Genomic DNA, 26,102 nt, shown 5'->3' on the forward strand with positions numbered 1-26,102 from the left:
GTAGCCCCGCTCTTTTTCAAGAGGGGTGTCAGATTAAGTCGAGACTTCTACACGTAAAGAGTTCATATAAATCCCCTATTCCCCATAACGATTACGTCGCCTCTATTGAGCACTAAGCCCAGACACTCTACCGTCACTTCCTACCCCCAACACCCGTAGGAAGTCATCGTGGAAAGTTCAACTTTAGGCATGGTCGTCCTGTCAATGATTGCGCTCTTCGGTACCGCTGCATTTTGCTTCGAACACCTCGCTACCCGCAGTGAGAAGAAAAAGAAAGCTAAATAAGCGGGTCTTCAACACCAGCAGTACCCCAGTGTTTAAAGGGATACCCGGGCGGCGGGCTATCCCTTTTTTTCGTGCGCCCGGTATAATTTTTCTATATATGGCCTTAATACTTACACCTGTAATCAGTGCCCGGACTTGATACCCCTGAGACTAACCTCCCCGCGTCCGCAGTTGCGGCTTATTCACTCAGGGGAGTTACACCGTGCTCACACTCACGTTCATTTATATCGCCATGGGCAAGATTCGAACGGAGCCACGACATGTTAAGTACGCTGCTGGAGTTTGCGCATTGCCCTACAAGATGAAGGCTTTCAGGTGTTCGAGACCGACAGCGTCAAGCGTGCGCTGATCCATGCCCCCAGCCGGACATGGTGATCGTCGACCGCGCATTATCTACGGGTGCATATGGAGCATTTGCGGCAAAAACTGGAGGCGGACCCAAGGCAGCCACAGTATTTCATTACCGAACTGCAGGTGGACTTGTAGAACAGCAAATCCCAGGCACAAAAAAGCCCGCTCAGTGAGCGGGCTTTGCGTGGTGACCTGGCGTTCAGCGTTCCAGGTTACCGAATATGGCGCAGCGGACGGGACTCGAACCCGCGACCCCCGGCGTGACAGGCCGGTATTCTAACCGACTGAACTACCGCTGCGCGTAACACATCAAGCGAATGGTGGGTGATGACGGGATCGAACCGCCGACCCTCTGCTTGTAAGGCAGATGCTCTCCCAGCTGAGCTAATCACCCTTCACTTTCGGTGTGGGACGCATCATATACGAAAATTTCGCAATGTGTTGATTTAAATGCAATTTATTTAAAATATCTTTTCCACAACAGCGTACGCCCTTGAAAACCGGCGCTTATCAGCTTCTCTAGCTGCGCCACCTACGGTGAACCGCGCAACTCCAGGGTCACCACACCCTGGAACTTCTAAACCTCCAATAAAAAATGCCCCCGGTCATCGGAAACGACCGGGGGCATTTTTTAACACAACCCCTGTAGGAGCGAGCTTACTCGCGAAAATCGTCAACGATGATGCGTGCATCCTGAATAAACACAGCGCCCTCAGGTTCTTCGCGAGCAAGCTCGCTCCTACAAAAAACAGAAAGACAAATCCCAGACAGCAAAAAGCCCGCTCAATGAGCGGGCTTTCTGTGGTGACCTGGCGTTCAGTGTTCCAGGTTACCGAATATGGCGCAGCGGACGGGACTCGAACCCGCGACCCCCGGCGTGACAGGCCGGTATTCTAACCGACTGAACTACCGCTGCGCGTAACACATGAAGCGAATGGTGGGTGATGACGGGATCGAACCGCCGACCCTCTGCTTGTAAGGCAGATGCTCTCCCAGCTGAGCTAATCACCCTTCGTTTCGGTGTGGCGCGCATTCTACGGAGCGACCCAAAGTCTGGCAAGCACTTTCTTAAATCTTTTTTTTCAGCCCTTCCAATGGCTTAGGCAGGGTTGGCCTCAGACGCTATCAAGAGAATAATGCCCCACTTTGTATAAAGGAGAGACTCACCCCATGTGGTTCAAGAACCTGCTTATCTATCGCCTGACCCAAGATCTGCCTGTTGATGCCGAGGCGTTGGAAACTGCAATGGCCACCAAACCGGCGCGCCCTTGTGCAAGCCAGGAGTTGACCACTTACGGTTTCGTCGCGCCTTTTGGTAAAGGTGAAGACGCGCCCCTGGTGCACGTCAGCGGTGACTTCCTGCTGATCGCTGCGCGCAAGGAAGAACGTATCCTGCCGGGTAGCGTGGTGCGTGATGCGGTGAAGGAAAAGGTCGAAGAGATCGAAGCCGAACAAATGCGCAAGGTCTACAAAAAGGAACGCGACCAGATCAAGGATGAAATCATCCAGGCGTTCCTGCCACGTGCCTTTATCCGTCGCTCGTCGACCTTCGCCGCCATCGCGCCGAAACAGGGGCTGATCCTGGTAAATTCGGCCAGCCCCAAGCGCGCCGAAGACCTGCTGTCGACCCTGCGCGAAGTGATCGGCACCCTGCCGGTACGCCCACTGACCGTGAAAACCGCGCCAACCGCCGTCATGACCGACTGGGTCACCACCCAGAAACCGGCCGATGACTTCTTCGTCCTCGACGAATGCGAACTGCGCGACACCCACGAAGACGGCGGTATCGTGCGCTGCAAGCGCCAGGACCTGACCGGCGAAGAAATCCAGCTGCACCTGAGCACCGGCAAAGTCGTGACCCAACTGTCCCTGGCCTGGCAGGACAAATTGTCCTTCATGCTCGACGACAAGATGACAGTCAAGCGCCTGAAGTTCGAAGACCTGCTGCAAGACCAGGCCGAACAGGACGGCGGCGACGAAGCCCTGGGCCAACTGGATGCCAGCTTTACCTTGATGATGCTGACCTTTGGCGACTTCCTGCCGGCGCTGGTGGAAGCACTCGGCGGTGAAGAGACCCCGCAAGGCATCTAAACAGGCACGATCAATGTAGGAGCTGGCAAGCCAGCTCCTACAGTTGATTGGGTTGCCACTCCCAGCCCTCTAATAATAAGGACATCCCCATGCGTGCACTCGCCGCCCTGAGCCGCTTCGTCGGCAATACCTTCGCCTACTGGGTGCTGATCTTTGCCGTGGTTGCGTTCCTGCAGCCCAGTTGGTTTATCGGCCTCAAAGGCGCCATCGTGCCGCTGCTGGGCCTGGTGATGTTCGGCATGGGGCTGACCCTCAAACTTGAAGATTTCGCCGAGGTCGCTCGTCACCCGTGGCGTGTGGCACTGGGTGTGGCCGCACAGTTTGTGATCATGCCCAGCGTGGCCTGGTTGCTGTGCCAGGTCTTCCAACTGCCGCCGGAAATCGCCGTCGGTGTGATCCTGGTCGGTTGTTGCCCAAGCGGTACGTCTTCCAATGTCATGACCTGGCTGGCCCGTGGCGACCTCGCGCTGTCAGTGGCTATCTCCTCCATCACCACCCTGCTCGCCCCGCTGCTGACGCCAGCGCTGATCTGGCTGCTGGCCTCGGCCTGGCTGCCGGTGTCGTTCATGGAGTTGTTCTGGTCGATCCTGCAAGTGGTGGTGCTGCCTATCGTCCTTGGCGTAGCAGCCCAACGCCTGCTGGGGGCCCGTGTGCGGCACGCCGTTGAGGTATTGCCACTGGTATCGGTGGTCAGCATCGTGCTGATCGTCGCAGCCGTAGTCGCAGCGAGCCAGGCGAAGATCGCCGAATCGGGCCTGCTGATCATGGCGGTGGTGATGCTGCACAACAGCTTCGGCTACTTGCTCGGTTACTTCACCGGTCATGTGTTCAAGCTGCCGCTGGCGCAACGCAAGTCGTTGGCGCTGGAAGTGGGCATGCAGAACTCGGGGCTGGGAGCCGCGCTGGCCAGCGTGCACTTCTCGCCACTGGCGGCGGTACCCAGCGCATTGTTCAGCGTCTGGCACAATATTTCCGGGGCGTTGTTGTCGACGTATTTCCGCCGGATGAGCGAAAAAGAAGACCGCAAGGCCCTCGCCGAAACTTGATCGGACGCGGGCTTTTCGGCACTCTACGCACCTTCGCGGGGACGACCCCGCGACTCGTTTGAGCATTCAATCCGGGGACGGCCCCACTTCTAAAAGGAAGGTCTTTATGTCCTGGGTCATTCTGTTTTTCGCCGGGCTGTTTGAAGTTGGCTGGGCCGTCGGCCTCAAATACACCGACGGTTTCAGCAAACCGCTGCCCACCGCTCTGACGATTGCCGCCATGGCCGTCAGCCTTGGCCTGTTGGGGCTGGCCATGAAGGAGTTGCCGCTGGGCACCGCCTATGCCATCTGGACCGGTGTCGGTGCCGTGGGTACGGTGATCGCCGGGATTATCCTGTTTGGCGAGTCCATGGCGCTGTTCCGGTTGGCCAGTGTGGCGTTGATCATTGCCGGGTTGATTGGTCTCAAGGTCAGCGCCTGATGCTGTTGTAGGAGCCGGCTTGCCCGCGATGAGGCCCTTGAATCCCGTAATGGATTTGCGGACGCCATCGCCGGCAAGCCGAGCTCCTACAGGGTGGTGCCACGCAATGCCAGCACTTGTTCCTGCAAGGCTTCTGGCGTCGCCTGCTCCACCGCCAACGGCGGCCCCGCCACCAACGTTACCCGCGACCAGATCCGGTGAAAGATCCCCTTGTTCGGATCGCGGCTGAAAAAGCTCCCCCACAACCCTTGCAACGCCATGGGAATCACCGGCACCGGCGTCTCCTCAAGAATCCGCGTCACCCCACTCTTGAACTCGTTCATCTCACCGTCGGCGGTCAATTTGCCTTCCGGGAAGATACACACCAGCTCACCGTCCTTCAGGTATTGGCTGATACGCTGGAAGGCCTTTTCGTAGATCTCCAGGTCTTCATGGCGCCCGGCAATCGGAATCGTCCCGGCCGTGCGGAAGATAAAGTTAAGCACCGGCAAACGGTAGATCTTGTAATACATCACAAAACGAATCGGCCGACGCACCGCACCGCCAATCAGCAATGCATCGACAAACGACACATGGTTGCACACCAGCAACGCCGCGCCTTCGTCCGGGATATGTTCCAGGTTGCGATGCTGCACGCGGTACATGGAGTGGCCGAGCAGCCAGATCATGAAGCGCATGGTGAACTCGGGAACAATCCTGAAGATGTAGGTATTGACCGCAATGTTAAGCAGCGACACCACCAGGAACAGCTCGGGGATCGACAGCTTGGCCACGCTCAGCAGCAAGATGGTGACAATCGCCGAAACCACCATGAACAGCGCATTGAGGATGTTATTGGCGGCAATCACCCGCGCCCGCTCGTTCTCGGCGGTGCGCGACTGGATCAGGGCGTACAGCGGCACGATGTAGAAACCGCCAAACACCCCAAGGCCAAGGATATCGGCCAATACCCACCAGGCCTGGCCATAGCTCAAGACCGTCAGCCAATCGTTGGCTTGGACGTTCTGCGGGAAGCCGCCAGAGTGCCACCACAGCAACAGGCCAAATACCGTCAGGCCGAACGAGCCGAAGGGCACCAGGCCGATTTCCACCTTACGCCCGGAGAGTTTTTCGCAGAGCATCGAGCCCAGGGCGATACCGACCGAGAATACGGTGAGGATCAGGGTGACCACAGTCTCATCGCCATACAGCCACTCTTTGGCGTAGGCCGGAATTTGCGTGAGGTAGATCGCCCCGACAAACCAGAACCACGAGTTGCCGACAATCGAGCGCGACACGGCGGGCGTTTGCCCCAGGCCCAGGCGCAAGGTGGCCCAGGACTGACTGAAGATATTCCAGTCCAGGCGCATCTCGGGGCTCGATGCCGCCGCGCGAGGGATTCCACGGCTGGCCAGGTAACCCAGCACGGCAATGGCGACAATCGCGGTGGACACCACCGGCGCGTAGTGGGTTGAGGACATCATGACCCCGGCACCGATGGTCCCGGCGAGGATCGCCAGGAATGTGCCCATTTCCACCAGGCCGTTGCCGCCCACCAGCTCTTCTTCACGCAGGGCCTGGGGCATGATCGAGTACTTCACCGGACCAAACAGCGCCGAATGGGTACCCATGGCAAATAGCGCCAGTAGCATCAATTCCAGGTGGTTGGTCATGAAGCCCACGGCGCCGACGGCCATGATCACGATCTCGCCGATCTTGATCGCGCGGATCAACGCATCCTTGTTGAATTTCTCGCCAAACTGCCCGGCCAGGGCCGAGAACAGGAAGAACGGCAGGATAAACAACAAGGCGCAGAGGTTGACCCAGATCGAGCGGTCGCCCTCGATGGCCAGCTTGTAGAGAATGGCGAGAATCAACGACTGCTTGAAGATATTGTCGTTGAACGCCCCCAGGGACTGGGTGATGAAGAACGGCAAAAAGCGCCGTTTGCGCAGCAAGGTGAATTGCGAGGGGTGACTCATCGTCCGTGTTCCTGCGTGGCCTGAAGGCTTTATTGGTTTTCAGGCCACGACTTTACCTAATCCTGCTTACTTATTCCCCAATCCTGCAATGCACGGTGAAACAAACAGCTCACCTTTATAGGCACCCTGCACCGTGCGCTTGCTGACAACCAGCCACATCAGGGCCAGGGCGGCGACCAGCACGCTGCCGGTCACGCTGAAAAATGCCAGGTGCAAGGTACTGCCCAGTTTCAGCGTGGTCAGGGCATACACCCCCAACGGGAAGGTAAAGCCCCACCAGCCCAGGTTGAACGGAATACCGGCGCGCAGGTAACGCAGGGTGATCAGCACCGCGATCAACATCCACCACAAGCCAAGGCCCCACAGGGTGATGCCGGCAACCAGCCCCAGGCCTGCGGCAATCTCACCGATCCCGGCAAAACCATTGGCGGCGAAGATGGCCGGCGCGTCCTGGCCCAGCAGCAACATGCCCAGGGCGCCGGTGCCGATCGGGCCAAGGGCCAGCCAGCTCGACGCCGCCATATTGGCGTGGGGCAGTTTATGCAGGGCCATGCGCAGCATCAGGATGGTCAGAATGCTGAAGGCCACGGGCAGGGAAAATGCCCAGAGCACGTAGCTGGTCACCAGCATCACCAGTTGCGAATGGACATCGGCCAGGTGCGGCGCCAACAAGCCACCACTGGCGGCGGCGACTTCGGCGGCCACCACCGGCAGCAGCCAGACGGCCGTCATCTGGTCGATGCTGTGCTCCTGACGGGTAAACATCATGAACGGGATCAACACCCCGCACGCCAAGGCCATGGCCACGTCCAGCCACCACAGGGCTTGAGCCAGTTGCACCACGCCCTCGCCCCAGCGCGGCAGGCCAAACAGCAGCAGGCCATTGATGATGGTCGCCAGGCCCATGGGGATGGTGCCGAAAAACATCGAGACCGTGGAGTGCCCGAAAATCCGCCGTGCCTCGTCGTAGAACATCACCCAGCGCGCCGCATATAAGCCGCTGAACAACACAAACAGGAAAATCGTCAGCAGCCACAGCCCTTCGGCGATGACATAGACACCCGGCAGTTGCACCGGCAATTGCGCCAGGGCCAATGCCAGCACGCCGGTCCCCATGGTGGCGGCGAACCAGTTGGGGGTGAACTGGCGAATCACTTCCCTGGGGCCGGCCAGGTGGCTGAACGGCTTGTAACTGCTGTTGATGCTATTGGGGCACGTCATGGCTAAATCCTCTTCCTCGTATGAGGTTGAGCCCATGATAGAAGCCGAACGAATATCTATATAACGGGTAATATCTCTAACTGTTATCTGTTTTACCTATATACAGCCTTGACGGGTGCCTGCCTCATCAAGCCAATCAAGGCGCCGAGCGCCAATATGATCAACACCACACCGTAGCCGTCAGTGGTCGCGATCAGGCCAAAACTGCGGGTCAGGTTGCCTGCCAGCAAAGACGGCAGGCAAAACGCCAGGTAACTCAGGACGTAAAACGCCGACATCAACCCGGCCCGCTCATGGGGCAACGCCAGGGGCACCACGCTGCGCACCGCCCCAAGAAAACCTGCGCCAAAGCCGCTGCCAGCAATCAGCGTGGCGAAGAAAAACAGCGGCAGGCTGGCGCTGTGGACAGCAGCGAGGATCAACGCGACACCCACAGCCAACAGGCTTGCCCCCAGGCGCAGCACCTTGTCTGCCGGGCGATTGCGCAGGCTGAAGATCATCAGCGCACCGCTCAAGGTCAGCACCGCGACCAGACCGCCACCGATCAGGTTGGAGGTCGATCCGGTCGCCGCCCGCACCAGCGACGGTGCCAGCGACAAGTAGAAACCGCCCATCGCCCACACGGCGATATCCACCGGCAACGACAGCCACAAGGCCCTGCGCGCCTGGGGCGGCACGTGCAAAGTCGGCCATAGCGAAGCCAGCGCACCCGACATGCGGCTGACACTCTCCCGCAGCCGCCACACAGACAGGCTCTGCAACAGCATCAGCCCGAACAAGGCCCAGTAGATCAACTGAGTGGGCAACGGCGCGAACTCCACCAGCAAACTGCTGCCCATAGCGCCACAGGCCATGCCCAGCAACGGCGCGACACTGTTGACCAACGGGCCCTGCTGGCGGTCGGTATCGAGCAACGCGGCCCCCAGCACGGCGGTGGCCATGCCCGTGGCAAACCCTTGCAAGGTGCGGGCAGCAATCAGCCAGGCGACACTGTCCGCGTGGATAAATAGCAGCATCGCCAGCATATTCAGGACCAACGCGACAAAGATGACGGGTTTGCGCCCCAAGTGATCCGACAGCGAGCCGACCGTCAGCAACGCCGCCAACAGGCTCAAGGCATACACCCCAAAGATCAGCGTCAGGGTACCGGCGGAAAAATGCAGGCCTTCCTGGTAAAGGTGATACAACGGCGTCGGCGCGCTGGAGGCCGCGAGAAACGTCAGCAGAGTGATCGCCAGGAACACCAGGCTAGAACGGTGAGAAGTGACGCTGGACATGGGCATGCTCCGCTAAAGCTAATATTTTGCTTTTGCGCAGTGTGCTACTGCATCGAGCTTAAAGCAAATTCTTTGTGTTAAGGTTTTGACATGGCGATAAAAGAAGGCCTCCGCCCGGGGGGCCGCAGTGCCCGGGTACAAGAGTCAGTTCATTCGGCGGTGCGTCAGTTGCTCCAGGAGCAAGAGCGCGCCAGCGTGACCGTGCCCCAGATCGCCGCGCGCGCAGGCGTGACACCTTCGACGATTTACCGGCGCTGGGGCGATCTGGCCGCCCTGCTCGCCGACGTCGCCCTAGCGCGCATGCGCCCGGACAGCGAACCGGCCAACACCGGCAGCCTGCGCGGCGACCTGCGGGCCTGGGCCGAGCAATACCTGGACGAGATGAGTTCGGAACCGGGGCGTAACATGATGCGCGACGTGCAGTGCAGCCAGACGCCGGGGTATTGCGTGACGATTCTGGGCGGGCAGTTGCAGGTAATTCTGCAGCGTTATCAGGGGGGCGGCCAGGCATTGCCCAGCGTAGATCGGCTGATCAACTTGCTGGCGGCGCCAACGGTATTTCGGATTCTGTTTGCTAGCGAGCCGATGCAGGTTGAAGAGCTGCATGAGCTGATCGAAATCGCCCTGCTGCCCTGAGCCACATACAAATCCAAATGTAGGAGCGAGCTTGCTCGCGAAGGACGTCAACGATAACGCGTGTTTGCTAGATAACCGCGGCGCTCTCAAGTTCTTCGCGAGCAAGCTCGCCCCTATAAAAAAGGCTTAACTGACTGGCATCAGGGCAAGCCCGCACACAAGCCTACCCCAACATTTTTGAGCCTGTTCGGCTGGATGCTTAGGTCCGCATCCCACGCCCACTCACCAGCAACCGCGCGCATCCGATGTACAACACCACCGTGGCCACGATCATAAAGGTGATCGCCACGCTGATCTTGATATCCGACACGCCGAGGATCCCGTAGCGGAAGGCGTTGACCATATGCAGCACCGGGTTGGCCAGCGATACGGTCTGCCAGAACGGCGGCAGCAAGGTGATCGAGTAAAACACCCCGCCCAGGTAGGTCAGCGGGGTCAGCACAAAGGTCGGGATGATCGAGATGTCATCGAAGTTGCGCGCAAACACTGCGTTGATAAAGCCCAGCAGCGAGAAGATCGTCGCCGTCAGTACCACCACCAGGATGGTCACCCCCAGGTGATGCACCTGCAGGTCGGTGAAGAACATCGACAGCACCGTCACAATCGCCCCGACCATCAGGCCGCGCAGCACGCCGCCCAGGGTGTAGCCGATCAGGATGGTGTGCGGCGAGACCGGCGAGACCATCAGTTCTTCGATGGAGCGCTGGAACTTGCTGCCAAAGAAACTCGACACCACGTTGCCGTAGGAGTTGGTGATCACCGACATCATGATCAGCCCCGGCACGATGTATTCCATGTAGGTGAAGCCACCCATATCGCCAATCTGCCGGCCGATCAGGTTACCGAAGATCACGAAGTACAAAACCATGGTGATCGCTGGCGGCAGCAGGGTCTGCGGCCAGATGCGCATGAAGCGCTTCACTTCGCGATAGACGATGGTGTTAAGCGCTACCAGGTTGGGTTGGAACTCGGAACTCATACCGCCACCTTCGCCAGATTTTTCTCCACCAGGGACACGAACAACTCCTCAAGGCGATTGGTTTTGTTACGCAGGCTCAACACTTCAATGTTCTGCGTGGCCAACTGGCTGAACAGCGCAGTAATGCCCATGGCTTTATCGACCTGCACCTCCAGGGTGTGGCTGTCCACCAGGCGGCTTGGGTAGCCGATCAGTTGGGGCGGCACGGACAGGTTGTTCTTCAGGTCGAGCAGGAACGTCTCGACATGCAACTGGCCCAGCAGGTTACGCATGCTGGTGTTTTCGACGATGGTGCCGTGGTCGATGATGCCGATGTTGCGGCACAACTGTTCAGCCTCTTCCAGGTAATGGGTGGTGAGGATGATCGTGATGCCTTTCTGGTTCAGCTCGGTGAGGAAAGTCCACATCGAGCGACGCAATTCGATGTCCACCCCGGCCGTCGGCTCGTCGAGGATCAGCAGGCGCGGCTCGTGCACCAGGGCGCGGGCGATCATCAGGCGGCGCTTCATGCCGCCGGACAGGGAGCGTGATGGCACGTCGCGCTTGTCCCACAGGCCCAACTGGGTCAGGTACTGCTCGGCGCGTTCCTTGGCGATTTTCGGCGGGATGCCGTAGTAACCGGCCTGGGTCACCACGATATCGAAGGTCTTTTCAAACTGGTTGAAGTTGAACTCCTGGGGCACCACGCCAATGCTGCGCTTGAGCGCGGCCGGGGATTTATCCAGGTCATGGCCAAAGATATTCACCGTGCCACTGGTCTTGTTGACCAGGGTCGAGAGAATACCGATGGTGGTGGACTTGCCGGCGCCGTTAGGGCCGAGCAAGGCGAAGAAATCACCTTCGGCGACATCCAGATCGATACCACTCAGGGCCTGGAAACCGTTGCCGTAGGTTTTGGTTAGCTGCCGGATGGACAGAGCGGAACTCATATCGGATTACGCACCAAGGAAGGAAATAGAAACAATAGATAAGGGCGCACTGCACGCAATACAACTGCGGGGCACGGCAGGCATGGTGCTTGCGTGCGCCGCACAAGTACAGTCACCCGTATTAATAGTCAGTATTAAGTCAACGCGGTCATCACCGCCTTTTGATAGGCCGGGCGTTGCTGCAAACGCTGGTACCAGGCCTCCAGATTAGGCATCGAGGGCCGTTCGATAGGCATCTCGAACCAGGCGTAGATAAAGCTGCCCAAGGGGATGTCACCCATGCCGATCTCGTTGCCTGACAGGTAGGGCTGCGTGGCCAGGGCCTGCTCCACCGTGCCCAGAGCCTCGATGCAGGCCTGGCGACCGGCATGGATGTTGTCCCAGTTCTGTTTCTCGGCAGGGGTGCGCAGCACGCCCCAGAACACGATCTTGAACGGCTCGGCCAGTGTGGAGGTGGTCCAATCCATCCATTTTTCGGCGTTGGCCCGCGCTTGCAGGTCGCTTGGGTACCAACTCGATGCCTGCTTGGCGCAGAGGTAGCGCACGATGGTGTTGGATTCCCACAACACAAAATCGCCATCTTCGATCATCGGCACCCGGCCATTGGGGTTCAGCGCCCGGTATTGCGGGGTATCGACCACGCCAAAAGCCCCGCCCGCATCAATTGCCTCATAGTCCAGGCCCAGTTCCTCGGCGCACCACAGTGCTTTCCTGACGTTTGATGAATTTTTACGACCCCAGATCTTCAGCATGATCGACCTCTGAATAGATGAATGCCGGGGCAGCATACGCCGGTTCAGCCGCGACTCAAATCGCTCTGCATATCGCCTAACAGCTGCGGCGACTGCTCGCCAAACAGGTGTGGGTAACATTTCTCCAGGTGGGCAAAGAAGAATTCCTCGGGCACCTCGGCAAATTGCCCATGGTCCACCACGTACTCCATGGAACGCTGGCCCTGGCGGTTGAAGGGGTGGAACACACTGTCATTGATCCCGTCAAAATCCAGTGGCGGCACATCGAACAATTCGCACAGCTGGCTGTTGAACGCTGGCGTGGCCTTGACCCAGCGCCCGTCCAGATACAGTTCGGTGTAGCCGTGCATGGCGAACACATCACTCTTGAGCAGCTCGATCAGGCGCGGGGTCGATAAGTGATTGCGCACGTCCGCCAGGCCAATACGCGACGGTATGCCGCAATGCCGGGCGCAGGCGGCCAGCAGGGTGGCCTTGGGCACGCAATAACTCTGCCCGGTGGCCAGGGCGTAACTGCCCGCCAGGGTTTGCGGATCGCGGCTGAAGGTGTAAGGGTTGTAGCGCACCGCTTCACGCACGGCGTAATACAGACTGACTGCCTGGTCACGGGGGTCGCGGCTCGCACCGCGATGTTTTTCGGCGAACTCCACCACCGTGGGGTGGTCACTATCGATGAAGCGGCTGGGACTCAAGTACGCATTCATGGGGATTTTCTCCGAGGCGAGCCTGGAGTCTAACCACAGGCCCGACCGAGGGATAACGACGATTCGGCCAAATGTCGGCGCCTGCTGCCTGTGACTGGAGAGCACTTCCCGCCACACACGTAACACCCTCAGGCACCGCTTTTTCGGATGCCGACTAAGCTCTGAGGGTGCTTCTGCCCCTGGTTTCACGGAGGATTGAATATGCTGTTGTTGTGGATACTGGTTCTGGTGCTCGGCATTGCCTACCTGGCACACCGTCGCACCGCGCCCCTGCCCGCCCTGGGTGTGGTCGCCGTCTACCTGTTGGCGATGGGTGCCTTCAGCCATGCACCGGGCTGGCTGCTGCTGGTGTTCTGGGTGTTGATTGCAGTGGTCGCCGCACCGCTGCTATTGCCCGACCTGCGCCGCCAGTACTTCACCGCACCGCTGTTCAACTGGTTCCAGAAAGTGCTGCCGCCGATGTCCGAGACCGAGCGCGATGCCATCGACGCCGGCACCGTGTGGTGGGACGGCGAGCTGTTCAGCGGCCGCCCCGACTGGGACAAACTGCTGGCCTACCCCAAGGCGCAGTTGACCGAAGAAGAGCAGGCCTTTATCGACGGCCCGACCGAAGAACTGTGCGCCATGGTCACCGACTGGGAAATCGGCCAGGCCATGGACCTGCCGGCGGCGGCCTGGGACCATATCAAGCAACATGGCTTCTTCGCCCTGATCATCCCCAAGGAATACGGCGGCAAGGGCTTTTCGGCCTACGCCCACTCCCAGGTGGCGATGAAACTGGCGACCCGCAGCGGCGACCTCGCTTCCACCGTCATGGTCCCCAACTCCCTGGGCCCTGCCGAACTGCTGCTGCACTACGGCACCGACGAGCAACGCAACCACTACCTGCCACGCCTGGCGCGTGGCGATGACATCCCGTGCTTTGCCCTGACCGGCCCGCTGGCCGGCTCCGATGCCGGCGCGATGCCCGACACCGGGGTGATCTGCAAAGGCGAATGGGAAGGCAAGGAAACCCTCGGCCTGCGCCTGAACTGGGAAAAACGCTACATAACCCTCGGCCCAGTCGCGACCCTGCTGGGCCTGGCCTTCAAGGCCCATGACCCGGACCACCTGCTGGGTGAAGAAGAAGACCTGGGCATCAGCCTGGCGCTGATCCCCACCGACACCCCGGGCGTGGAAATCGGCCGCCGTCACCTGCCACTCGGTGCCGCGTTCATGAACGGCCCCAACTCCGGCAAGGACGTGTTCATTCCCCTGGACTTCCTGATCGGCGGCCAGGAGATGCTCGGCAAGGGCTGGATGATGTTGATGAACTGCCTGTCGGTCGGCCGTTCGATTTCCCTGCCGGCGGTGGGTACCGGGGCCGCCAAGTTCACCAGCCTGGTGACCGGCCAATATGCCCAGGTGCGCGAACAGTTCAATGTGCCGCTGTCGGCTTTCGAAGGCATCCAGGAGGCCCTGGCCCGCATCGGCGGCAACGCCTGGCTGATGGACAGCGCCCGTATGCTCACCGCCAACGCCGTCGACCTGGGCGAAAAACCCTCGGTACTCTCGGCCATTCTCAAGTATCACCTGACCGAGCGCGGCCGCGAGTGCATCAGCCACGCCATGGACGTGCACGGCGGCAAGGGCATCATCATGGGGCCCAACAACTACTTGGGGCGCAGCTGGCAAGGGGCGCCGATCTTCATCACCGTGGAGGGCGCGAACATCCTTTCGCGCAACCTGATGATCTTCGGCCAGGGCGCGATCCGCTGCCACCCGTTCGTGCTCAAGGAAATGGCCCTCGCCGGTCGTGAAGACCGCGACCAGGCGCTCAAGGAGTTCGATGGACTGTTGATGCAGCACATCGGCTTTGCCGTAAGCAACGCCGCCAGTACCCTGGTGTTGAACCTCGGCCTGGGCCACTTCGAAAAAGCGCCAGGCAACCGTTTGAGCCAGGGCTACTTCCGTGCGCTCAATCGCCAGGCCGCCGCGTTTGCCCTGTTGGCTGACCTGAGCATGATGCTGCTGGGCGGCGAGTTGAAGCGTCGCGAACGCCTGTCGGCACGGTTGGGGGATGTGCTCAGCCACATGTACCTGGCCTCGGCGGCACTCAAGCGCTACCACGACCTGGATTCACCGGATCACCTGGAACCGCTGTTTGCCTGGGCTATGGAAGAAAGCCTCGGCCAGTCGGAGCGTGCGCTGGATGAACTGCTCAGCAACTTCCCCAACAAAGTGCTGGGCTGCCTGCTGCGGGTAATCGTGTTCCCGTTCGGCCGTCGCCATACAGGCCCATCCGATGCACTGGATGCCGAAGTCGCCGCCGTGATTGGCCGGGCCAAGGGCGATCCGACCCTAGAAGAACTGCTGGCTGGCTGCTACCGCCCACAATCAGCCGAAGACCCGGTGGGCGCGTTGCAACAGGCCTACGACCTGCTGGGTGCCAGCCACCCGCTGCAGAAAAAACTCCACAGCGCGCTCAAGAGTGGCCAGGTCAAGCCACGCGCCGGGGAACACGCCATCGATGCCGCATTGGAAGCTGGCGTATTACAAGCGGCTGAAGCACAGACCCTGCGTGAGGCAGAAGCGGCGCGACGCAAGGTGATCGACGTGGATGACTTCAGCAAGGAGGAGCTGGCCCAGGCCCCCGGCAGGGTCCGTTAAACCAGCGGTCATATAAAAGCGGGCGCGAGAGCTATATACTCTCGCGCCCGTTTTTGCTTTTGAGGACTTACTCTCGTGTCCAACGTCGTTGCCGATCATCTCGTCTTGCTCGACCACCTGCGCAGCATCCTGGTAGCCGTCGGCGAAGCCGAACAGGTTCCTGAGGAAAGCCACGCCTTGTTCCTGGAGCGCTTTGATGAACTGCGGGCCCTGCTGCCCATCGACCCGATCGAAAGCCAGTACCTGGGCCAGGACATGATGAGCCAGGTCATCCTGCGCTACCCGCAGATTGCCCATCTGGTACCGCGCGACCTGCTGTGGTTCTTCGGCGGTGACTGCCTGCACTTCATGCCCGACGATGAACTGGATATGTACCAGGCCCTGGAAGAACGCCGCTTCGAAGCCGAACAGAACGACGAACCGTTCGACTGGAACCAGGAAAAACAGCTGCTGGCCATGCCCCACGACCAGTCCAAGCACTGATCCCGAAAGCACTGGATATCAAATGTAGGAGCGGACTTGTGTGGGAGCGGGCCCGCTCCCATATTGTTTTCGACCGCATTGTTCCTACCGCCTGCGCAACGTCGGCTCCTTCGCCATGCACTCCACCAGATAATCAATAAACACCCGCAGCTTCGGCGGCAGGTACCGCGTGGGTGAGTGCAGCAACCAGGCATCCCCATGGTACGAGGCAATGAAATCCCAGTGCGGCAAGACCTGCACCAGGCGCCCCTCCTCCAATGCATGCCGCGCGGTGAAATACGGCAAGCTGCCAATCCCGACATCCTGCAGCACCGCATCCAACCGCACTCCCGTGTGGTTGGCCGCGTACCGGCCGCGCACGCCGACCGTCACCGTCTTGCCTGCCTGGCGCAATTTCCAGCGTGCGTCCCCGGGGGTTTCTCCCAGGTAAATACAACTGTGTTCCAGCAAGTCATGGGGATGCAGCGGTGTGCCGTGCGCAGCCAAATACTGTGGCGTGGCACAGAGCAGATGCTCGATCGGCAACAGCTGGCGCCCCACCAACCCCGGCGGCGGGCTGTCGGTGATACGGATGCTCAAGTCGACATTGTCATCGATCATATCCACCTGCCGATCCTCCAGGATCAATTGCACATCGACCTTGGGATAACGCCGCAAAAACTCCGGCATGTGCGGATGCACCACAAACCGCCCCACCGCCTTGGGCACGCTGACCCGCACCAGTCCTTCGGCCTCGTGGGTGTACTGGCCGCTGATTTCCATCACCGAGCGCGCCGCGCTGACCATCTCCTGGCAGCGCTTGAAGACTTCTTCGCCACCTTCACTCAGGCGCAACTTGCGCGTGGTGCGCTGTAACAAACGCGTGGCCAGGGCCTGTTCCAGGCGCGAGATGCTGCGGCTCACGGCCGATGGCGAAGCGCCCAGTTGGCGCGCCGCTTCGGAGAAGCTGCCGGTTTCCACGACCTTGACGAAAATCGCCATTTCGCCCAGCAGTGGCAGAGGAAGATTGATGCTCATGACGCACAGGTCCATTGATATTTGAATGGATTATCACTCATCCGAGCACTATTTATACTGCCCGGTAGAACCCTGATGCGGATGTAGACCATGACCCAGCGCCTGTTTTTTACCCACGACCACCTGGTTGCCGATGTCGATGTGCTGGAGTGCACGCCCCATGAACAGCAGTTTGCAGTGGTACTGCAATCGACCATTTTCCACCCCCAGGGCGGCGGCCAGCCCTTTGACACCGGCTGGCTGGGGGACAGCACTGTCGTGAAAGTCGTGCAGGAAGCCGGACGCATCGTGCATTACGTCGACCGCCCCCTCACGCCGGGCCCCACCCAGGCCCGCATCGACGCACAACGGCGCGCCTTGCATACGCGCCTGCATTCGGCTGGGCATTTGATCGGCAACGCTGGCGAAACCCTGGGTTGGATGCCGATCAAGGCCCACCACTGGCCCGGCGAAGGCAAGATCAGCTTTATCCGTGGCGAGTCGGCGCAAGTCATGGAGGCCGACACCTTGCAGGACCAGGTCAACCAGTGGATCGCCGCAGACTTGCCACGCCACATGGTGCTGGACGGCGATAGCCGGGAAGTCGGCTTTGGCGACCTGCCGCCCTACGCGTGTGGCGGCACCCATGTGCAAGCGCTTGCCCAAGTGGGCCAGATCACCATCCTCGGCCTGTCCGAGAAAAAAGGCACCCTGTCGGTGCGCTACAGCCTGGACTGACTCAACCGCGATAAACCTGAGGATGCCAGTAGTGGACAGAGGCGGCATTTGCATATTGCCATAGGACATACCCCATCAAAGGCCCCTTCCTCTCAAAAGTGCTGCTAGTGTTTAGAAGTGTTTCCGATACAGACTTCAGAAACATCTTACATGCCACCAGCAAAGGAATGCCCCAACAATGAACCTTTCCCTCAAACACTTGGCCGCTGCCACTCTGATGATTGCCAGCCTGTCTTCGGTTAGCGTGTCTGCCGTCGCCAGCATCAACCCGCAACAGAGTGCGACTATTCTCAAAAGCCTGAATGACGCCTCGATCAAGGATTTCCGTACGTTCCTCAGCAACCTGGCTAAGAGCGATGTGGCGAAAACCGCCAACCTGGGCCCGGCAATCGAGGCTTTCCTCAACAATAAGGTGCTGACTGCAGAGCAGCAGAACGACGTCTATCGCCTGTTGGGGCTCTATACACGGGTGAAATACGGCGCAGCTGCCACCGAATCCCTACGTGAACTGGTGGTCATTCCAACCGTCCAAGTCGAGGGTGTTCCCCAGCATGAAAACCCTGAGTTTTTCAAGATTGCCGCAAAAATCAAGGCCTTGGCGCAATCCTTCAACTTGAGCTTTCGCAATGTCGATAACCGCGTCTATGAAATATCCCTGGAGGGCACGGGGGATGAAGTCGTCGGCCTTCATGCCCACGCGGATGTGGTGCCGGTGACACCAGAGAACTGGGTGCTGGAAGACGGCACCGTACTCGACCCCTTCGACGTCACCCTGGTCGGTGACCGCATGTATGGCCGGGGCACCGAAGATGACAAGAACGGCATCGTGGTCACCCTGTATGCCATGAGGGTGATCAAGGAAGAAAAGCTGCCGCTGGCACGCAGCTTCAAGCTGCTGGTTGACACCACTGAAGAAACCACCGGCGACGCGATACCCTACTACCTAGAACGCAACCCGACACCCACCTATAACCTGGCGCTGGATGGCAGCTACCCGGTAGTGATCGCCGAGAAAGGCTATGGCACCGTAATGGCCACCTTCACCCGGCGTAAGGGCGAGGGCAATGGCGCCGAAATCCTCTCGATGACCGGCGGCCTTGCAACCAACCAGATTCCTTCGACGTCAGTCGCGATACTGCACAGCAACACACCCGCCGAATTGGCCACCAGCCTGCAGCAAGCCGGCACTGCTTATGTCAAGGCCAATGGCAATGATTTCACGATCGAAGCCAAGGTGGTCGACAAAGAAGTCAAGCTGACCGTGACAGGCGTATCCGCTCACTCTTCCACGCCAGAGTCGGGCATCAACCCGGTGGCGCGAATGCTGGACTTCATCAACAGCCTGAACGGCAAAGTTGCGCTCAAACATAACGAGATTACCGACGCCGCCCGCTACTCCGCCGATAACTGGGGCCTGGACTACCTGGGCAACAAATTGGGTGTGGGCTTCTCCGATGACTTCATGGGCCCACTGACCGCATCCCTGACCCTTGTCGCAATGGATGAAAAAACCTTCAGATTGGCGGTCAATCTGCGAGTGCCCAAAGGCAAGTCGCCGGAAAAACTCAAGAAAGAAATCGCCGACAAACTAAGCGCCTGGAGCATCAAGAACCGCATCATACCGACCTTCGATTACTCGATTGCCGCGCCGATGTACCGTAACCCCGAGGGCGAATGGGTCAAGACGTTGCTGATCGTAGCTGCGGAAAACCTGGGCATGGAACACAAGTTCCGCAGCTCAGCCGGCGCGACATCCGTGCATGACCTGCCCAACGGCGTGCAATTCGGCCTGGCACGACCTGAAGTCAAATACACCGGCCACACCGACAACGAGTTCAAGACCACCGAGCAGTTCCTGCTGGACCTGCAGATCGTCACCGAAATGATGGGGCGTATCGGGCAGTTGCCGAAACTCTGACCGACTGTCTGGATCCGCTCTGTTGGCGGGGCCATTTCCCCGAGTTTGAATCGCTGACACACAAAAACGCCGCTCATAACCGAGCGGCGTTTTTGTGTGCCTGCCATCCGAGGCATGGCCTCCATTCGCAACTACCTGGGAGCGTTGGTAGAAGAGAAAATGTAACGCGCAAAACGCCATTTCCCATCGGCCTCCCGATGCAGCAAGAAGATTTCCTGATTCCCTTCAGCACCACCAGGTTGAGCACTTGCCAGTGGCGTGGCGGTGCCATTGGAGCGCGTGCGTGCAAAAGCCCAATCCCGTGACAGCGGTCGAATCTCGTCAATCGTAAAGCGTATGTTGAGTTTGATCGCGGCGAAGACCTGCTGGTAGGCCTGGCGTACGGCGTCACGCCCGACCGCCGGCACACTGTTTTGCGGCATGAACACCGCGTCCTGTGCATAAAGCGCCATCACCTGATCCAGGTCAGAAGCGTTCAGCGCTGCCTGATAATGGTGCAGTTGGGCTGTGACCGCCTCTTTCACATCCTCTTTTTCAGGGGCCGGTTGAGCGGCCAGGGCAAGGGCGGGGAGGAGCAAGGCGCCCAAGGTCAGCGCCAGGAATGAAGTCCGCATGATGTGCTCCTTAATGTCAGAGTTTTACAACCAGTTTGCCCTGGGCCCCATCGCTTTCCATCAGGCGATGAGCATCAGGGATCTGCTCAAAATCGAAGGTTTTCGTGCGGATCGACGGCATGCGCCCCGCTTCGACTTCTTTGGCAATCCACAACAGAGGGCTGTCCTTGAGGGGCATGTCCGGCGTGCCCAGCAAGCCACTGCCAAAGAAGTTCAGCTTCACTGCCGAAGGCAGGTCCTGCATCAGGTGCAACTGCTCCAGGATCGGCGCGCCGCCCAGCAAACCGATCACACTGACCGCCCCGAATGGGCGCACGGTCTTGAGGCTGTCGCGCAGGGTTGCCGCACCGACCACCTCCAGTACCGCATCCACCCCTTGAGGCACCCACTGGCGCACTTGCTCGGCAATCGCGCCGTTGTCGACCACCACCTCATCAGCCCCCATCTCACGCAGACGCTGGATCTTGTCTGCCGAACGGGTCGTGGCAATCACTTTCAAGCCACGGGCCTTGGCATAAGTCAGTGCCGCCAGGCCGACCGAAGACGTCGCACCCCGCACCAGCAGCGTCTGCCCTGGCTCAATCGCCAGGCTCTTGTCCAGCGCGCCCCACACCGTGAGGTAGGCTTCAGGCAATGCGGCAAGCTCTTCCCATGACAGCGCCGAGCCGTCCAGGGAGATCACGTTGCTGCGCAACACCGTCACCTCTTCGGCATAACTGCCATTGCGGGCGAACTGCATCCCTCCCATGGCCGTAGCAACACGCTGGCCGGTGCGAAAAGTGCCCGACGGGTCATGAATCACCTCACCCACCGCCTCGATACCTGGCACTCGGGGAGCGGTGATCGGGCCCATTTTCCCAGCACGCAGGTAGGTCTCGGCACGGTTGAGGCCCAATGCCCGGACACGGATCCTGACTTCATCGCCCGAGGGTTGCACAGAGGGAATGTCGCGTAGCTTCAAGGCATCAGGCGTGCCAGCTTGTTCAATGACAAAAGCTTTCATGGTGATGACCTCAGGCGCGTGGTTGAGTGGTGGCGAACAGGTAGCGATGAATCTTCCAGCTACCTTGTTCGTTGCGGAACACAAACAACTCATTGTTGCCTTCGGTCACATCAATCCCGGCCGCCAGAATGTGTGTGGTACCCGCCGAGGAGGTGCGTACCCAGGCCCAGTTACCGACTTCCTCTATCTCGTGGACGGTGAACTTGACATTCAGTTTGAGGGTGGCGAAGACCTGCTCGTAACCGGCCTGTACGGCGTCACGGCCGACCAGGGCCGGTGCATGCTGAGGCATGAACACCGGCTCGCTGCCGTACAAATCGAGAATGGTCTTGGTGTCGTTAGTGTTGAGGGCTGTTTCATAACGGCTGAGAACAGATTTGATGGTCATCATGAAGCTCCGATTGATTTGAAGGTTCCGGCGTTGAGCCAGTGACTTCACTATCTATCAATCAGGTTTGGATATTAACCACTCAGAATGACAACCTTTCTCTCATTTATGGAAGGACAAGAACAGCGATGTACCACCCTGGTGTCTTCCAGAATCACACCGGCGACGGTGGCCAGACGCCCATCGCAGTGTCCACAAACGCAATCATTTGCTCATACGGGACCTGGTCCTTGGCCTGCACGCTCAGGCCAAACATGACGGTGGTGTAGAAACCCGACAGGGTTTGAACATTCGTCTCTGCCGGCACGTCTCCGTCGCACAGGCCTTGGTGAATGCGCGACTCGATCAGTCGGTGGGTTTCTCTGCGCTGTGCGCTGAGCTCGTCCTGGATTACCTGGCTTTCCGGGGTTCCGGACAACGCCGCCAGCACCACCAGGCAGCCACGGGGCGGATGGCTGCGATAAAACCGCGTGACCGTCTCCTTGAGCAAAACCTCCACCGCCTCGCGAGCCGTCGTAGCGTCTGCCAGGACGCTGTAGCGATAGGCGCCATGATGGGTGAGGTAGTGATCCAGCGCGGCGCGGAACAAACCTTCCTTGTTCTTGAAGGCTGCATACAGGCTTGGCGGGTTGAGTTCCATGGCCTGGGTCAGCGCGGTCAACGATGACCCTTCGTATCCCCGTAACCAAAACACATTCATTGCCTGTTCCAGCACGTGCCCGCGGTCAAAGGCGCGAGGTCTTCCTCGTTCAGCCATGCTTCCCTCACCTGATAATAACGATCACTACAAAAAATATTGACACGATCACTTGCCCTGAATTATTACATAGCGATCGTTATGTATATAGCCCCGGTTTTCCTGGCGGTTCCAGAGGATGCACTCCGTGACAACGCGCTTACTTACACCCCTGGATATCGGGACTGTGACGCTAAAAAACCGCAGGATTTTTACCCCCCAAGTGCCCTCCTCGTCCCAGTCAGCCAGGCCTTGCAGCGTTCAATGCGTGGATGCCGGGCTGGTGATTGCATCGGGGGCACCTGTCTGCCCCGAAGGCCAGGGCCATACCAATGCCCCGGGTCTTTATTCAGCCGAGCAGATCGTCGGCTGGAAAGTCGTTACCGACCGTTTTCATCAAGCTGGCTGCCTGGTTGCCGCCCAGCTCTGGCATGTGGGGCGCGTGTCCCACCGTGACCTGCAACCAGACAATCACCCGCCCCTTGCCCCCTCGGCAATCCGAGCCCGCTCAGAGGTGTTCATCTGCAATGGCCAAGGCGCAGGCATCGGGGTGCCGGCCACGAGCCCCAGGCAAATGACCCTGGTAGACATTCGCGTGACCCAACAGGCGTTTGTGGACGCCGCCGTCAATGCAATGACTGCCGGGTTTGACCTGGTTGAGATTCATGGCGCCAGCGGCTATCTGATTGAGCAGTTCCTGGCCACTGGCACCAATTTGCGCCAGGACGAATATGGCGGATCGCTGGAAAGCCGTGCCCGGTTCCTGCTGGAAATCGTCGATCAACTGATCAGGGTGCTAGGCGCGCAGCGCATTGGCGTGCGCCTATCCCCCTGGGGCACCCTCAATGACATTGAAGATCGCGAACCCCACGCCATGGCCCTGTACCTGGCCGAGGAACTTAACCACCGCAACATTGCTTACCTGCACCTGGTGCAATGGCTGCCGGGCACAGGGCCGGCCTACCCCGAAGGCTTTTGCCGATGGCTGCGGGCGACCTTCAAGAATCCCTTGATCGTGTGCGCCAACCCCGATAGCGAGAACAGTGAGCGGCGGCTGCTTCAGGACCTGGCAGACGCCGTCGCCATGACAACCTTATCCAGGCAATGTGCCTGTGACTCAAGGCCCCAAGAAACTGCAGCATGGATCTGAATGCGGTCCGCATGTTCGCGGCCACGGCGCAATTCGGCAGCCTGACGGCCGCTGCCGAGCACCTGGGTATCCCGCTTGCCACCATCAGCCGTCGGGTCCGGGACCTGGAGCGCGAGCTCAATGTGCAGCTGTTGCAACGCTCGGTGCACGGCACATGCCTCACCGACGCCGGCATGCGTTTATACCAGCACGCCAGCCGGGGCCTTGAAATACTCGCCAGTGGTGAACGCGCCTTGCTCAACGATCAGGCCCGGCTTAAAGGGCTCCTGCGGCTTTCATTACCGTCTTCGCTCACGCCATGGTGGGAGATGCTTTCACGGTTTCAACAGCGTTATCCAGGCATTGTGCTGCAGGTCCGGACCTGCGACAGGCCCATCAAGATGATCGAAGAAGGTGTCGATGTGAGCATGTGCATTGGCCGTTGCAGCGGGCACTCCTTGAGTACTCAACGGATGCTCGCTTACCACCATGTGCTGGTGGCGGCCCCCGCACTGCTTCAGCGCCTGGGAGTGCCCGCCAGGGTCAAAGACCTGCACCAGTTCCCCTGTGGCGTTTGGAGCCAAGGCACCACGGCTTATTGGCGCCTGGGAAAGGAAATATTCAAACCCGAGCCGACGATCGTCACCAACGACTACACCCATTTGTGCAACCGCGCCCTGGCCGGCGACGTGGTGACCGAGCTGCCTCCCTTCATGACAATGGAGCACATCAAAAACCAGCAGTTGGTTGTCTTGTTGGAGGATCACCCGCTCCCCGACCTGGAGATCACACTGCACTACGCTTCACACCCGCATCCCTCGCCCATTGTGCAGACCTATCTGGATTTTGCCCGGCAGCACATAAAGCATCCTGCACGGATCAATGCCCATTCGACCGAGCTGACTCACGCATAAGTCATCTCCTCTCTCAAGAACGGGATCCTGCCTCTCGCCAGCGACCCTACTCATGAAATTCAAATGGCATTAGCTTTTTCAAAGCGTGCAAACGCATCCATGCACTGAGGAGTAACACACATGACGACTAAACCTGCTGTGCTATTGGTACACGGTTTTTGGGGCGGGGCTGCACACTGGAGCAAGGTGATCGTTGAGCTGACACACAAAGGCTATACGAACATCCATGCCGTTGAACTGTCGCTGACCTCACTGGCCGAAGACGCTGAACGCACTCGCAAGATGATCGCCCAACAATCAGGGCCGGTTCTGCTGGTGGGCCATTCTTATGGCGGTGCGGTCATTACCGAGGCGGGTGACCAACCCAATGTCATCGGCCTGGTGTACATAGCCGCCTTTGCACCTGACGCGGGCGAGAGCCCTGCAAGCATCACCCAGGCACACCCGCCTGTTGCAGCCGCCAACCTTGTGCCTGACAGCGACGGCTATCTTTGGGTCAAGCCCGAGCTGTTCCATGAGAGCTTCTGCCAGGACCTCAGCGCCGATGAAGCCATTGTGATGGGTGTCACGCAAAAAGCACCATTGATCAGTACCTTCGCCAACACCATCAGCGCCCCGGCCTGGAAGAAAAAACCTTCGTGGTATCAGATCTCCAGTGATGACCGCATGATCGCCCCCGAAAACGAACAGCGCATGGCCAACCGACTCAATGCGCAAAAGGTCATCACCCTGCACGCCAGCCACGCTTCGCTGGCATCAAGACCGGTCGAAGTTGCTGCGTTTATTGATCAGGCCGCTGTTGCCGCCTGCAACAGCTAACCGTCGCACTTGAGCACCCCCATCCTGTGGCGGGTGCTTGAGACTGCCGCTTACATCAACCCTGGGGGCGAGAGTCGATCATGAAAAAGCAAGCGTTGTTCGATAACACCGCGTGCGCGCTCACGGCTAACGCCGACGCAAAGCGGCGCGCCGATAGATCTCGTGCCGCGCAGCAATCATCGGGTCGCTACTGGTTTCTATGCCATCTACCAGGCGCCCTGGGTCAAAGGCCGTGCTTTGCTGGACCAAGGCTTGTTGCGATGCCGGGACCAGGCTGCGCAACGTCAATATGCCCAGCTCGACTTCACGGTGGGCCTGCGCCCCTTTGCGAGGCCACGGGATGGAACCGTCATCAACGGCATCGCCGGGCGCGGCCAGTTGCAGAATCAGGCGCATATTCACAGGCCCGACACTCAGGCGCCCAGCCATTGCCTGTTGCAAATAATCATCAGGCATCGCGGCCAATTGCTCATCACCGAGCAACGGCTCCCTGATCTGCGGCTCGATGCGATAACGACCAATATGGCGCCCGCCTTGGGCATCAACAAACACCAGGCTATTGACCCCAAAATATTCGATCGAACTGTAACTGCGCGGAGCCGGCTTGGCCGCTTCAAGGAATGCCTGCGCCCTGGGATGATCTGCCAGGAACGCCTGTAGCGGTGCCGGATTGGCAGGCGATGCGACGCTGGCAGCAATCCCCTGCAGAAATGCCAGAAACGCTTGAGGGGTGGCAACGGGAAAGCCGTCGAAAGAGTGCGCGACAATATCCGTGGACTGGCCACCCGGCAGTTCAAATCGAATGGCCATGCCATGGGGGCTCGCACTGGGATCACCATCGCGGGTGGACGGCACACCGCTGAAGTTCGAGAACCGTACCAGCACGGGCACACCTTCTCCCTGAAAGTGAGCCGCCCTACTCAGGCCTTGTGCAGCTTTTGACGCAACAAATGTACCGCCGACCAATACGCCTTTGGCATGCGCAATGCGAAACCCCGGATGGTTGCCAAACGTTGCATAGAGGGCGTCTAGCAAGGCGTCGTACAGCTGACTCTGTGACAT

The 26,102-nt window shown here is 59.4% G+C and carries 24 protein-coding genes and 4 tRNA genes; 11 read left to right on the top strand and 17 right to left on the bottom strand.

Translation table 11 applies throughout. The annotated features are described in order from the left end of the window. Window positions 1-858: 858 nt before the first annotated feature. The 4 genes from KL786_RS26555 to KL786_RS26570 all read right to left on the bottom strand — a co-directional run bounded on the left by KL786_RS26555 (window position 859) and on the right by KL786_RS26570 (window position 1,647). A tRNA-Asp gene (locus tag KL786_RS26555) sits at window positions 859-935 on the bottom strand. Window positions 936-954: 19 nt separating this feature from the next. After that, a tRNA-Val gene (locus KL786_RS26560) sits at window positions 955-1,030 on the bottom strand. Window positions 1,031-1,475: 445 nt separating this feature from the next. Continuing rightward, window positions 1,476-1,552, bottom strand: a tRNA-Asp gene (locus KL786_RS26565). Between the two features lie 19 nt (window positions 1,553-1,571). Then, window positions 1,572-1,647, bottom strand: a tRNA-Val gene (locus KL786_RS26570). 159 nt (window positions 1,648-1,806) lie between these two features. On the opposite strand from KL786_RS26570, the gene rdgC reads away from it, so the two are divergent. The 3 genes from rdgC to sugE all read left to right on the top strand — a co-directional run bounded on the left by rdgC (window position 1,807) and on the right by sugE (window position 4,194). Then, a complete protein-coding gene (rdgC, locus tag KL786_RS26575) occupies window positions 1,807-2,727 on the top strand; it encodes a recombination-associated protein RdgC (RefSeq protein WP_032859287.1) in 921 nt (306 codons plus the stop codon). A gap of 89 nt (window positions 2,728-2,816) precedes the next feature. Further along, the gene (locus KL786_RS26580) at window positions 2,817-3,773 is read left to right on the top strand and encodes a bile acid:sodium symporter family protein (RefSeq protein ID WP_215519465.1); all 957 of its coding nucleotides are present in this window, start codon (window positions 2,817-2,819) and stop codon (window positions 3,771-3,773) included. Window positions 3,774-3,879: 106 nt separating this feature from the next. Continuing rightward, window positions 3,880-4,194 (top strand): quaternary ammonium compound efflux SMR transporter SugE, encoded by a 315-nt coding sequence (sugE, locus tag KL786_RS26585; protein WP_032859283.1) that lies wholly within the window; start codon window positions 3,880-3,882, stop codon window positions 4,192-4,194. 86 nt (window positions 4,195-4,280) lie between these two features. Here sugE and KL786_RS26590 read toward each other — a convergent pair whose 3' ends face one another. The 3 genes from KL786_RS26590 to KL786_RS26600 form a co-directional block, all read right to left on the bottom strand. Beyond that, complete coding sequence (locus KL786_RS26590) at window positions 4,281-6,155, bottom strand: MFS transporter (protein ID WP_215519466.1); 1,875 nt, start codon at window positions 6,153-6,155, stop codon at window positions 4,281-4,283. A gap of 66 nt (window positions 6,156-6,221) precedes the next feature. Continuing rightward, window positions 6,222-7,376 (bottom strand): TDT family transporter, encoded by a 1,155-nt coding sequence (locus tag KL786_RS26595; RefSeq protein ID WP_215519467.1) that lies wholly within the window; start codon window positions 7,374-7,376, stop codon window positions 6,222-6,224. Between the two features lie 92 nt (window positions 7,377-7,468). After that, complete coding sequence (locus KL786_RS26600) at window positions 7,469-8,653, bottom strand: MFS transporter (RefSeq protein ID WP_215519468.1); 1,185 nt, start codon at window positions 8,651-8,653, stop codon at window positions 7,469-7,471. Window positions 8,654-8,743: 90 nt separating this feature from the next. Here KL786_RS26600 and KL786_RS26605 point away from each other — a divergent pair, with 90 nt between their 5' ends. Beyond that, window positions 8,744-9,289 carry a TetR/AcrR family transcriptional regulator gene (locus tag KL786_RS26605; RefSeq protein ID WP_215519469.1) on the top strand — a complete coding sequence of 182 codons (546 nt, stop codon included), beginning with the start codon at window positions 8,744-8,746 and terminating at the stop codon, window positions 9,287-9,289. Between the two features lie 199 nt (window positions 9,290-9,488). Here KL786_RS26605 and KL786_RS26610 read toward each other — a convergent pair whose 3' ends face one another. From KL786_RS26610 to KL786_RS26625, 4 genes are all read right to left on the bottom strand, one after another. Further along, window positions 9,489-10,268, bottom strand: a complete 780-nt coding sequence (locus tag KL786_RS26610; RefSeq protein WP_032859275.1) for an ABC transporter permease — start codon at window positions 10,266-10,268, stop codon at window positions 9,489-9,491. Continuing rightward, window positions 10,265-11,197 carry an ABC transporter ATP-binding protein gene (locus KL786_RS26615; RefSeq protein WP_032859273.1) on the bottom strand — a complete coding sequence of 311 codons (933 nt, stop codon included), beginning with the start codon at window positions 11,195-11,197 and terminating at the stop codon, window positions 10,265-10,267. Before KL786_RS26615 ends, KL786_RS26610 begins: the two co-directional genes overlap by 4 nt. A 134-nt stretch (window positions 11,198-11,331) precedes the next feature. Beyond that, on the bottom strand, window positions 11,332-11,949 hold the full coding sequence (locus tag KL786_RS26620; RefSeq protein WP_032859271.1) for a glutathione S-transferase family protein: 618 nt from the start codon (window positions 11,947-11,949) through the stop codon (window positions 11,332-11,334). 44 nt (window positions 11,950-11,993) lie between these two features. Beyond that, window positions 11,994-12,653 (bottom strand): transglutaminase-like domain-containing protein, encoded by a 660-nt coding sequence (locus KL786_RS26625; protein ID WP_076965103.1) that lies wholly within the window; start codon window positions 12,651-12,653, stop codon window positions 11,994-11,996. Window positions 12,654-12,854: 201 nt separating this feature from the next. Here KL786_RS26625 and KL786_RS26630 point away from each other — a divergent pair, with 201 nt between their 5' ends. Continuing rightward, window positions 12,855-15,302 carry an acyl-CoA dehydrogenase gene (locus tag KL786_RS26630; RefSeq protein WP_215519470.1) on the top strand — a complete coding sequence of 816 codons (2,448 nt, stop codon included), beginning with the start codon at window positions 12,855-12,857 and terminating at the stop codon, window positions 15,300-15,302. A gap of 75 nt (window positions 15,303-15,377) precedes the next feature. Next, window positions 15,378-15,785 carry a PA2817 family protein gene (locus KL786_RS26635; protein ID WP_215519471.1) on the top strand — a complete coding sequence of 136 codons (408 nt, stop codon included), beginning with the start codon at window positions 15,378-15,380 and terminating at the stop codon, window positions 15,783-15,785. A gap of 84 nt (window positions 15,786-15,869) precedes the next feature. Here KL786_RS26635 and KL786_RS26640 read toward each other — a convergent pair whose 3' ends face one another. Further along, window positions 15,870-16,802 carry a LysR family transcriptional regulator gene (locus KL786_RS26640; RefSeq protein WP_215519472.1) on the bottom strand — a complete coding sequence of 311 codons (933 nt, stop codon included), beginning with the start codon at window positions 16,800-16,802 and terminating at the stop codon, window positions 15,870-15,872. A gap of 90 nt (window positions 16,803-16,892) precedes the next feature. On the opposite strand from KL786_RS26640, the gene KL786_RS26645 reads away from it, so the two are divergent. Both KL786_RS26645 and KL786_RS26650 read left to right on the top strand, forming a co-directional pair. Beyond that, window positions 16,893-17,519 carry an alanyl-tRNA editing protein gene (locus tag KL786_RS26645; RefSeq protein ID WP_076965102.1) on the top strand — a complete coding sequence of 209 codons (627 nt, stop codon included), beginning with the start codon at window positions 16,893-16,895 and terminating at the stop codon, window positions 17,517-17,519. A 178-nt stretch (window positions 17,520-17,697) separates the two neighbouring features. Next, the gene (locus KL786_RS26650; protein WP_215519473.1) at window positions 17,698-19,437 is read left to right on the top strand and encodes a dipeptidase; all 1,740 of its coding nucleotides are present in this window, start codon (window positions 17,698-17,700) and stop codon (window positions 19,435-19,437) included. Between the two features lie 131 nt (window positions 19,438-19,568). On the opposite strand, the gene KL786_RS26655 is transcribed toward KL786_RS26650, so the two are convergent. The 4 genes from KL786_RS26655 to KL786_RS26670 all read right to left on the bottom strand — a co-directional run bounded on the left by KL786_RS26655 (window position 19,569) and on the right by KL786_RS26670 (window position 22,199). Then, complete coding sequence (locus KL786_RS26655) at window positions 19,569-20,051, bottom strand: YybH family protein (protein ID WP_215519474.1); 483 nt, start codon at window positions 20,049-20,051, stop codon at window positions 19,569-19,571. 16 nt (window positions 20,052-20,067) lie between these two features. Further along, window positions 20,068-21,054 (bottom strand): zinc-binding alcohol dehydrogenase family protein, encoded by a 987-nt coding sequence (locus KL786_RS26660; RefSeq protein ID WP_215519475.1) that lies wholly within the window; start codon window positions 21,052-21,054, stop codon window positions 20,068-20,070. Between the two features lie 10 nt (window positions 21,055-21,064). Continuing rightward, window positions 21,065-21,442 (bottom strand): YybH family protein, encoded by a 378-nt coding sequence (locus KL786_RS26665; protein WP_215519476.1) that lies wholly within the window; start codon window positions 21,440-21,442, stop codon window positions 21,065-21,067. A gap of 154 nt (window positions 21,443-21,596) precedes the next feature. Next, entirely contained in the window at window positions 21,597-22,199 is a 603-nt protein-coding gene (locus KL786_RS26670) for a TetR/AcrR family transcriptional regulator (protein ID WP_215519477.1), read from the bottom strand. 118 nt (window positions 22,200-22,317) lie between these two features. Between KL786_RS26670 and KL786_RS26675 the strand changes: the two genes are divergently transcribed. The 3 genes from KL786_RS26675 (at window position 22,318) to KL786_RS26685 (ending at window position 25,040) form a co-directional block, all read left to right on the top strand. Beyond that, window positions 22,318-23,328 (top strand): oxidoreductase, encoded by a 1,011-nt coding sequence (locus tag KL786_RS26675; protein WP_252193861.1) that lies wholly within the window; start codon window positions 22,318-22,320, stop codon window positions 23,326-23,328. Beyond that, window positions 23,319-24,221, top strand: a complete 903-nt coding sequence (locus KL786_RS26680) for a LysR family transcriptional regulator (protein ID WP_215519479.1) — start codon at window positions 23,319-23,321, stop codon at window positions 24,219-24,221. Before KL786_RS26675 ends, KL786_RS26680 begins: the two co-directional genes overlap by 10 nt. A gap of 120 nt (window positions 24,222-24,341) precedes the next feature. Further along, on the top strand, window positions 24,342-25,040 hold the full coding sequence (locus KL786_RS26685; RefSeq protein ID WP_215519480.1) for an alpha/beta hydrolase: 699 nt from the start codon (window positions 24,342-24,344) through the stop codon (window positions 25,038-25,040). A 126-nt stretch (window positions 25,041-25,166) separates the two neighbouring features. Here the strand turns inward: KL786_RS26685 and KL786_RS26690 are convergent, their stop codons facing one another. After that, window positions 25,167-26,102 (bottom strand): catalase family peroxidase, encoded by a 936-nt coding sequence (locus KL786_RS26690; protein ID WP_215519481.1) that lies wholly within the window; start codon window positions 26,100-26,102, stop codon window positions 25,167-25,169.

It is taken from the genome of Pseudomonas sp. TAE6080 (assembly GCF_018732265.1).
In the GTDB taxonomy this organism is placed as follows: domain Bacteria; phylum Pseudomonadota; class Gammaproteobacteria; order Pseudomonadales; family Pseudomonadaceae; genus Aquipseudomonas; species Aquipseudomonas brenneri.